This window comes from Trichocoleus sp. FACHB-40 (genome assembly GCF_014695915.1).
GTDB classification, from domain to species: Bacteria; Cyanobacteriota; Cyanobacteriia; order Cyanobacteriales; family FACHB-T130; genus Funiculus; species Funiculus sociatus.
Genome location: NZ_JACJPF010000049.1, coordinates 20585 through 30268, shown reverse-complemented (window position 1 = coordinate 30268; position 9684 = coordinate 20585). Strand labels below are relative to the sequence as shown.

Here is a 9684-nt window from a genome sequence, read left to right as displayed (position 1 = left end):
TTTGCGCTCAATTTATATCGTGACAATCGCTTTGAGAACATGGCTCAAGCCCAACGTCTTGCTGGTTTCAGCCTGAACACACTCAAGCACCTATTTAAAATGAAATAGCCCTGCAACTTTCCATCCTAATTTTCAAGTCACAATTGGCAAAGAACTTTATCGCGCCCTGTTTCTTCCCGGTTCTAAGGTTGAGAGAGCGTTACATTCCTCACTGCGTCAAGCGGAAGAAAAAAACACCCAACTGCTAGTGCAGTTAAAGTTAGAAGCTGATGTCGTGCAGCGCTCCCGTTTATCCGATTATCCGTGGGAACTGTTGCATGATGGGCAGCGATTTTTATTACATCACCAGCTCGGTTTCTCTCGATACATTGCCCACGATACTGCGCCGCCTTCCTTGCCATCAGTCGAACAAGTCAATGTGCTGTTGGTGTCATCGGCAGCGTCTGACTCAGAATTGGGACTCAAACCGCTTTCCAAACGGGAACAGCAGGCTATCCGCAAAGGATTGGAGAAGGCCAGCGATGCCGAACATATTTGTCTGAGGGAACTGGAGTATCCCACCTTCAATGAACTGAGAACTTATCTCACCGAAAACCGAGGCAAGGAAGCGCCCCACGTTCTGCACTTTGATGGACACGGTTTGTTTGGCAAGCGCTGTCAGCAGTGCGGTGCCATGTATAAGGGAATCAAGGTCGAACGCTGTAAAAAAGAAACTTGTCTTGCTCCATTGCCTGAGCCTCAAGGATATCTGGTGTTTGAGAATGAGGAGGGTGAAGCTGATTATATTAGTGCCAAAGAATTGGGAACGCTGCTACATCAGACCCGTTTGAGCGACGGTACTCATCAGACGGGTGGGGTGGCTTTGGTAGTGCTGAGTGCCTGTCAATCCGGGATGGCAGTAGCTGGAGAATCAATATTTAATGGCACGGCGCAAAACTTAATTGGTCATCGCGTCCCAGCAGTGGTGGCGATGCAATACTCGGTCAGTGTCGAGGCAGCGACTAAGTTTGCCGAACAATTTTATCGCTCTTTGGGGCAGAAAGATTCTCTGAGTGTAGCTGTCAACCAGGGACGAGAGGCGATGGGGGCTGACTCTAACCAGTGGTATCGTCCAGTTCTTTATCTGCGCTGGCGAGACAATCAGGGCGGTCAATTGTTTGCTACTCCTACAGTTACTGGTATTCGTCCAGAAGAGATTCCCTCTAATCTATCGCACAGTGGTGTGATTCAATTCGTTGGGCGGGATGAAGCCCTTAACACACTACATGAACAGTTGCAGCAGAAGGAACGAGTCGCCATTTGTGCCATTGCTGGAATGGGGGGCGTTGGTAAAACCGAACTAGCGCTGCAATATGCTCAGTCTCATCAGCAGCAAGGAACTTACCCTGGAGGATTGTGCTGGTTGCAGGCGGCACAATCCGATATTGGAACTCAAATTATCAGCTTTGCTAGGGTTCAACTAGGTTTACAGATACCAGACGGGTTGGATTTACTAGAACAGGTGGCTTACTGCTGGCGGCATTGGCGAGGGGGTGAGGTGCTGCTGGTATTGGATGATGTCAAGAGCTATGAAAAAATTAAGCCCTATTTGCCCCCTGCTGAACCTCGGTTTAAAATACTGATTACAACCCGACGACTTGGGTTAGGGGAATCCTTTGAGTTGCTACGCTTGGAGATGCTTTCTGAAGATGCGGCGATAGAGCTGTTGGTATCATTTATTGGAGAGGAGCGCATCCACGCAGAACTCGACCAAGCCAAACAACTCTGTGCAGAATTGGGATATTTGCCCTTGGGGTTGGAGCTGGTGGGGCGATATTTGAAGCGCAAGCCAGATTTGTCCCCTACTCAAATGCGTCAGCGATTGGGATTAGAGCATCGTTCGCTGCAACAGCGCTCTGAGGATATGACAGCACGATTGGGGGTTGCTGCTGCCTTTGAGTTGAGTTGGCAGGAACTTGATGAAGCGGCTCAACAATTAGCTTGTCTACTGAGTTTGTTTGCGCTTGCGCCCATTCCTTGGTCGTTGGTAGAGCAATGTTTGCCCGACGAAGAAAAGGAAGCGTTAGAGGATGCTAGAGATGAAGCGCTGTTGAATCTCAGTTTGCTGGAGCGTCGCGGACAACACAGCTATCAACTGCATCAGCTGATTCGAGAATTCTTGAGAGGTAAGTTGGAACAATTAGCCCAGGCAGACCAACTCAAACGGGGGTTCTGTCGGGCGATGGTAGCAGTCGCGCTGCAAATTCCGGATACCCCAACGCAACAGGATATCATCACAGCCGCACCCACTATCCCCCACGTTGCCGAAGCCGCAAAACACCAGACGAACTGGTTAAGTGATAAGGATTTAATTTCGCCGTTTATTGGCTTAGGGCGGTTTTACGGAGGTCAAGGAGCCTACAGCCGGGCAGAACCTTGGTATGAGCAATGTTTGATAACAGTAAAAGGGCGCTTAGGAGAGGAGCATCCCGATGTCGCCACTAGCCTGAACAATCTGGCTCTACTCTACCACTTTCAAGGAAGGTACGCCGAAGCCGAGCTGTTGTATCTGCAAGCTTTAGAGTTGAGAAAACGCTTACTAGGAGAGGAGCATCCCGATGTCGCCAGTAGCCTGAACGGTCTGGCAGCAGTCTACCACTCTCAAGGAAGGTACGTCGAAGCAGAGCTGTTGTATCTGCAAGCTTTGGAGTTGAGAAAACGCTTACTAGGAGAGGAGCATCCTGATGTCGCACAAAGCCTGAACAATCTAGCGGGACTGTACAAGTCTCAAGGAAGATACGCCGAAGCCGAGCCTTTGCGTCTGCAAGCTTTAGAGTTGAGAAAACGCTTACTAGGAGAGGAGCATCCCTCTGTGGCCTTAAACCTAAACAATCTGGCTCTACTCTACAAGTCTCAAGGAAGGTACGCCGAAGCCGAGCCGTTGCATCTGCAAGCTTTAGAGTTGAGAAAAAGCCTGCTGGGAGAAGAGCATCCTGATGTCGCACAAAGCCTGAACGGTCTGGCAGCAGTCTACCACTCTCAAGAAAGGTACACTGAAGCCGAGCCGTTGTATCTGCAAGCTTTAGAAATTGCTGAACAACAACTAGGAGTCAATCACCCCAACACGAATACTATCCGTAAGAATCTGCAATCCTTGCGCGATAGCACCACGTCCTGAAAGGTTATTACTTGAACTCTATCCGTCTTGACAATTAGTATTTATGGTTGTTCCATAGTTGCTCTGCAAGCGCTGCTCTCGTTCCTCCCAATCAGGCAGAAAGGCGTACATGAAGCTTTTGAATACCTTGCCGTGATTGGGAACCAGCAGATGCACCAGTTCGTGGATAATTACAAACTCTGCCAACTCTGGCGGTAGGGTAAGTAAGTCGGTATTCAGGGTTAAGCGCCCAGTGGTGGACATCGATGCCCACTTGGTTTTCATCTGGCGCAGGTGAATTTGCTGCACGTTTACGCCGATTTTGCTTGCCCAGTGATGCACTGCCTTTCGCAAATTATCAGTGTCTTGATAAGTTGCTTTAGTTGTGCATTTCATACTCGCTGGAGTTTCAAAAGGGTGTTGGTGACATTAATCATACGACCTGCACCGACGAGGGGACGCACGACTTTATAGAGTTCTGCCCTTAGTTGACTCTTTTGCTGTTCGTTCCACTGGTAGTCTGGGAAGCGGGTAAAGATGGTGTTGATTTCTCTGGCTTGGTCTACGGTTAAGTCTTCAACCGCTAGCTTGAGGACGGTATGAATAGCATAGGTGTTTTCATCCACATCGAGTTGCTGTTGTTCGGCATTGGCATCAATGTATTCTTGAGCTAATTTTTCAAAGTCGGATAGGGCTACCTGGGTGTCGATTTGTCGGTTTTCGTAAGCTTCTGCTATCTTTTCAGCACGTTCCCCAATTGAAAGCAGAAAGGGTTTGGCGGCACTTTCTTCGCGGACGACGGTGGCTAGCATTTTTCGCAGGTTCAGGACTTTGACGGTATCGGAGGTATCGCTTTGTTTGAGGTGTTCGAGTTCTGCTGCACCGAGGCTTTGAATGGCGTCTGGGAGTTCTAGGTTGTAGATGTCGGTGTTTTGTCGGACTAATTCCTTGGTCTTGGTGGTGATTTCTTTATCGACGTAGGGGCGAGTGGTGTAGGCGTTGCGGATGAGGCTGTAGAGTTTGACGAGTGCCTGGGCCAACGCGACCACTGTTGACGCACCAACAAGCTGGTATGCAGGGAGCCATTATCCTGCACAACTACGGTGAGACATCCGGTTTGAGCCAAGGTTTGTGCGGCTTTCTGTGCAACCCAATCCATTTCCTGAATGTAGCTTTTGCCCTTGAATCCGCCCTGAGCCAAGGCATACTCAAACCGTTGTCCCGGTTGCCACAACCCCAAAATGCTAATCAGGTAAACAAGAGCGATTGGGGTTTTGTTCCATCCGCTTCTGCTTTCCAACCGGGCTATAGCTGTAGCTCAATATGCCCCTCCTGCGCCGCTCGCGTTAAAGTGTCCAAGCCTGCCTGTTTGAGTGCCTTGTTCTCCGGGTCTTGTTTCCGACGATGGCTGTGTCGGTTACGCTTCCAGGGATAGGTTTTTTTTTAGCAATCGTCTCAATCGGTCACTACTCAAATCCACCAATCGCTCTTGTTTGAGCTTCTTAGCTAATTGCAGGCTGTTGTAAGTGCGGGGTTCGTGCTCCAAACAGTCCGTCAGGTGTCCAGATCGGAAGCTTGCCATCTTTGGTTTTGCCCCCCGCCCTGGGGCTTCCCACAGTCCTCCTCATCCCCGTTTTTCCCACCGCCTGAGGGCCGCTCTGACCGTATGAGGATGACACTCGAAAATCTCCGCAATCGCTGGCACATTCCATCCCTGAGCGTTTAGGCGTGACATATGTGCCCGGTCACGGGTTCGTTGAGGCAGGTGCTGAGCAAGTCGCAGTTCAGCTAAGGTACAGTCTTCTTCTGGGGTCAAAATGATGCGTAAAGGAGCAAGCATTACAGGCTAATTTAGTAGATTCTCTATTTTATAGTTAATTCCATCCAGCTACTTACTAACAATTTTAATGTGTAAAGATTTTTGTAATTTTGTTCTTTGCCTGGGAGTAATTCGATATTATTTGGTGTCAAAAATAGCAAGGATTTCCATAATATTCCATTAATATTATCCATCCTAAGTCTATTGACTTTATAAAGGAATGTTCCTTGAATACTAAAGAGATTATTGACCGAATCTTTAAAGACCCCAGCACTAAGTATGAGCTTACCGAGTTTGAGAGCTTGGGCAAGCCGATTCATGAAATTTTGTCCATCTACCCCAAAACCTCCACCACTGGGCGTGATGCAGGAAAAACCAAATACTATCTCAAGAGCTTTATCCCGTTCTCATCTGGTAATGAAGAGGTGCAGGTATTTGTCGAGGATGGCAAATCTGCCCCTGAAGAGATTGTGCGTCAGCTCTGGGTCTATAAGCTGATCCATCAATACGGCTATAAGGACGATGAAATTGACCTAGAGGCCAGCGTTCAGTTCGGAACTGAGGTCGGCACTAAGGCAGCCGATATTATTGTCTATACCGATAATATTAAGGAAACGCCGAAGATCATTGTTGAGTGCAAAAAACCCAAACGCAAAGACGGTATTGAACAGCTCAGAAGCTATATGAATGCCAAAGGTGCGCCAGTTGCGGTCTGGTCTAACGGGAGCGACAATATTATTCTCTATCGTCCCTATCCCAAAGATTACGATACCCTGTCCGATATTCCTAAGCGAGGGCAGGAACCAAAGGATGTTCTAGAGACGAAAAAGACGATTTTTCAGCTCAAACAGGATTTCAACTTCAAGAAGATTATTCAGGACTTGGAAGAGCTGGTTCTGGCCGATAGCGGCAAAGATGAATTCAATGAGATTTTCAAGCTAATCTTTGCCAAAATCTGGGACGAAAAGGAGGCATTAGACAATCGCCAAGGTGGAACTGTTGAGTTCACAAAAGCCCTTGATTCTGATATTACCTATGATCGCATTAATGGTCTGTTCAAAAGGGCCTGTCAAGAATGGTCTGGCATCTTCAGAGATAATGAGGATATTGAGCTAGCCAAACGTCATCTACAGGTGTGTATTGGGCCCATTGAGGGGTTACGGCTTATGGGTTCCAATCTACGCATTATGGACGATGCCTTTGAATATTTGCTACCCACCGAAGCTAAGAAGAAGAAAGGCCAATTCTTCACACCGCGCCATGTAGTGGAGATGTGTGTGCGAATGCTCAATCCGACGCAAAGAGAGTACGTAATGGACCCTTCCTGTGGCTCTGGCGGCTTCCTGTTACACGCTATGGATTGGTGCTACCCTGCTAACGACAACGAAAGGCGAGAACTACGCAAACACAGATATGCAGCCAAGTATCTCTGGGGCATTGATTTTGAGTCCCGTGCTGCCAAGACTTCCCGTGCCCTGATGCTAATTGCTGGGGATGGCCACACGAATATTTTCGGACCTGATGTTAGCAGTCTCGATCCCAAAACTTGGTATGAGAGTGCTTCTGGACAATCATTGATGCACGGTCTGCGGCAGGCTAAGTTAACGGCAGTCAAAATACCAGAAAACGAAACCCTGAGAGATGACGACAAGGCTTGGGAATATTTTGAGGAGTTGAAATTCGATGTCATCCTCGCGAATCCACCCTTTGCTGGGGAGATGAAAGATCGTAAGATGCTGGTTCATTACGATTTGGCAAAACCAGCTCTAAAGCGTGCTGGGGACGACAAAGCCCCGAAGGAAGAGCGCGATGTGCTTTTTATCGAGCGCATTCTGAAGATGCTACGTCCTGGCGGTCGGGCTGCCATCGTTCTGCCCCAGGGAAAATTCAACAATTCTTCACTGGTTTTTATCCGTGAGTGGATTTTAAAGAAAGCAAGGCTCCTAGCAGTGGTGGGGCTGCATCCCAACACCTTCAAGCCTCACACTGGTACAAAGACCTCGGTACTGTTCGTCCAGAAATACACTAAGCAACAACTGGCCGATATCGCCCGTGTACATGATGAGGTTGCTAAGGATTGTCCAGCCTATGAAGCTGAGATTCAATCCTTACTTGATGCCGAGAGCGAGGTGTTGGAGGAGGCCATTCCAGAAGCCGTAGCTGACCTAATCAGCGAGATTTTTAGCGAACCGGAAGCCGAGGATATGACGGAAGATAACGGCGAAGAAGAAGCTGGTGATAACGAAACGGCTGAACTACCTAGTGATGAAGAGTGTCTTGTCCAAGCTGAAGAGAAGGTGGATAATCTCAAGGTTGAATTGAGCCGGGTGCAACAGCAGCTTGCTGACTTTGACAAAGATGTGGAAGTCTTGAAGCAGCAACAGCAGGCTGAGATTGATAACATCAGTAACACCTTCGATGGAACCAAACGTGAACTCTCCACTCGCCTAAACCCGATTAAGGCTGCACATAAGAAGGCAATGAAGGAGCTTAAAGTTACGCAGAAAGAAAAAATCAAACAATACAATGCTGAGATCAAGCGATTAGAAAAGGAAATTCCCAACGCGGAGCGTGATCTGAAGCTACTAACTAATCGGGGCAAACTGGAGTTGATTCTGGCTGATGACGACCTTATTGCTACTCTCAAGGAGCGATGGATTGCTGCCGAGGTGGCAAAAAGGTTGGACTACCCGATCTTTATGGCGGTGAGTAAGCGTGGCGGCAAGAATAATTCTGGTGATTACGAATATATGCTCGAAGATGGCCATCTAGTGGAAGATGCTAGTGGACAGCCCAAAGTTAATCAAGATTTAGTGAATTATGACCTCACTGCCAAAGATTTAGCCAATGCAGCCAGCATTCCCGACGAACAGGTTTGCGTGACCGAGGCATTTGTGCGCTTTGCTCAGCAACAGGGATTTGATTTTTGGAGGGCTGAGTAATGGCGGTTTGGAGCAAGACATCCCTTTCTGAAATTACGGAAAATTTTGGGCGGCTTGATGCTGAGTTTTTCCGACCAGAATATTTGGCAAATGATCATTTGCTTGAGCGCATACCAAATACTTCGCTTCGTTTAATTGCCAAGAAGATTGACGTTGGGCATGTTGGCTCAATGGTCAAACACTATAGCAAAGACAGCAAAGATGGTGTCCTTCTCCTCCAAACGCAAAATGTTAAAGAGTTTTTTTTAGATCTCAGCCACTCAGTTACCATTACATCAGAATTTCATGCAAAACTTAAAAAGTCACAAGTACAGGCTGGCAACATCTTAATTGCGCGAAGTGGCTCTTTTGGTTCGGCATCTATTTACCTTGAAGATAAAGTTATCAACTCGGCTGATATCATAATTGTCGATGTAAATGAAGAAAGCGAAATAAATTCTTTCTTTCTTGTCGCTTTTATGAACTCTGTTTACGGATCAACACAGCTCGTCAGATTTGCAAGTGGTGGTGTTCAGGGTCACGTTAATCTGAAAATCCTTGAACATTTCAAAATCCCTAAACTGGATATTCGCGCACAAGAAGAAGTTGCTGATTCGGTAAAAACAGCCTACCTTACATTGAAATCAAGTGAAGTAGCCTACAAAAAAGCCCAACAACTTCTCGAATCCGAGATGGGGCTAGACAAATTACGTTTTGATAAAGCAGTAGGCTATACAGCACAGTTTAGTGAATTAGAGATGTCGCGGCGAGCTGACCCAGAGTATTTTAATCCTGTAGCTGCAAACATCGTTGCCCAAATAACTGAATTTGAGCATATAAAGCTTGGCTCTTGTTTTTCTGTTGGCAATGGCTTTCCCTGGCATAGCAAAAAATTCCTCAATAATAATTCAGGAGAGCCAGTAGTCCGCATTCGCAACACACGACCAAATCATATTGACATAGACGAATTAACTAGCATTGATCCCTACTACGCTCAAAAAATTGGCTTTCCAAAAGCTAATAAAGGGGAAATTGTTGTTGGTATGGACGGAATAAAATATTTCTACGCCAGTCTCCTTCAAGGCGACTGTTATGTAAATCAACGGGTCGCACATTTAAAGCAATTATCCAATGCAAAGATTTCATCGGAGTACGTGGCATTCATAATAAATAGCTGTGTTGGGCAAGCCCAGTTACTTCGCGATATGACAATAGCTACAACGGTCGGTCATATTACAAATAGAAACATTGCCAAATTAGTAATTCCTTATGTTTCTGATGACTTCCATGATAATATAACTTTACTGATCAGGGATTCAATCGACAAAAAGCAGGAATCCAAACAGCTCCTCAACCAAGCCAAATCCCGCGTCGAACAACTCATCGAAAAAGCAGTGCAGGAATAAACCTATCCTACAGAAGATAGCAAGCTAATTGATTCGCTGTATCCGCAGCATCGTCTGAGATATTTAGAATGTGTTTGATGTAAATCTCATAAATTTTTGTCGTTGTGGTCTGGTATCTTGTAATACCTCGTAGATGCTTGGCGATTTAGGACTGAATACTGAGGATAATGACAAATCCGCCAAACTGTAGGCATTATAGGTCAGCAATATTGCATCTGTCAGTTCAAAAATTGCATCATGCGCTCTACCTAAATAGCTGTACGCCGCCTGACGAAATTCTTCTAAGTTGGCACTTTAATATTGGCAGATAAGACTTGGTGGTTCTTCTCTCAGATTCTCCTAATAGGGAATCTGTATATATGTTGTCATGACTTGTATTATCGTCTCTTCCCTTCAAAACTG

7 protein-coding genes are annotated in these 9684 nt (G+C 46.6%); 4 read left to right on the top strand and 3 right to left on the bottom strand.

Annotated elements, in window-relative coordinates:
- The first annotated feature begins 247 nt into the window (after positions 1-247).
- Positions 248-3157, top strand: coding sequence for a tetratricopeptide repeat protein (locus H6F63_RS10450; protein ID WP_199297934.1), 2910 nt, complete (start codon positions 248-250; stop codon positions 3155-3157).
- Between the two features lie 18 nt (positions 3158-3175).
- Here the strand turns inward: H6F63_RS10450 and H6F63_RS10445 are convergent, their stop codons facing one another.
- Both H6F63_RS10445 and H6F63_RS10440 read right to left on the bottom strand, forming a co-directional pair.
- Positions 3176-3532 carry a M48 family metallopeptidase gene (locus tag H6F63_RS10445; protein WP_190637119.1) on the bottom strand — a complete coding sequence of 119 codons (357 nt, stop codon included), beginning with the start codon at positions 3530-3532 and terminating at the stop codon, positions 3176-3178.
- Entirely contained in the window at positions 3529-4185 is a 657-nt protein-coding gene (locus H6F63_RS10440) for a hypothetical protein (protein WP_190637117.1), read from the bottom strand. The genes H6F63_RS10445 and H6F63_RS10440 overlap by 4 nt, the downstream gene beginning before the upstream one ends.
- Positions 4186-4187: 2 nt before the next feature.
- Here H6F63_RS10440 and H6F63_RS10435 point away from each other — a divergent pair, with 2 nt between their 5' ends.
- Positions 4188-4571, top strand: a complete 384-nt coding sequence (locus tag H6F63_RS10435) for a hypothetical protein (RefSeq protein WP_190637116.1) — start codon at positions 4188-4190, stop codon at positions 4569-4571.
- A gap of 189 nt (positions 4572-4760) precedes the next feature.
- On the opposite strand, the gene H6F63_RS10430 is transcribed toward H6F63_RS10435, so the two are convergent.
- On the bottom strand, positions 4761-4976 hold the full coding sequence (locus H6F63_RS10430; RefSeq protein WP_190637114.1) for a helix-turn-helix domain-containing protein: 216 nt from the start codon (positions 4974-4976) through the stop codon (positions 4761-4763).
- Between the two features lie 206 nt (positions 4977-5182).
- On the opposite strand from H6F63_RS10430, the gene H6F63_RS10425 reads away from it, so the two are divergent.
- Together H6F63_RS10425 and H6F63_RS10420 are read left to right on the top strand one after the other, a co-directional pair.
- Positions 5183-7897 (top strand): N-6 DNA methylase, encoded by a 2715-nt coding sequence (locus tag H6F63_RS10425; RefSeq protein ID WP_190637112.1) that lies wholly within the window; start codon positions 5183-5185, stop codon positions 7895-7897.
- Positions 7897-9282, top strand: coding sequence for a restriction endonuclease subunit S (locus H6F63_RS10420; RefSeq protein WP_190637110.1), 1386 nt, complete (start codon positions 7897-7899; stop codon positions 9280-9282). Before H6F63_RS10425 ends, H6F63_RS10420 begins: the two co-directional genes overlap by 1 nt.
- Positions 9283-9684: the final 402 nt, after the last annotated feature.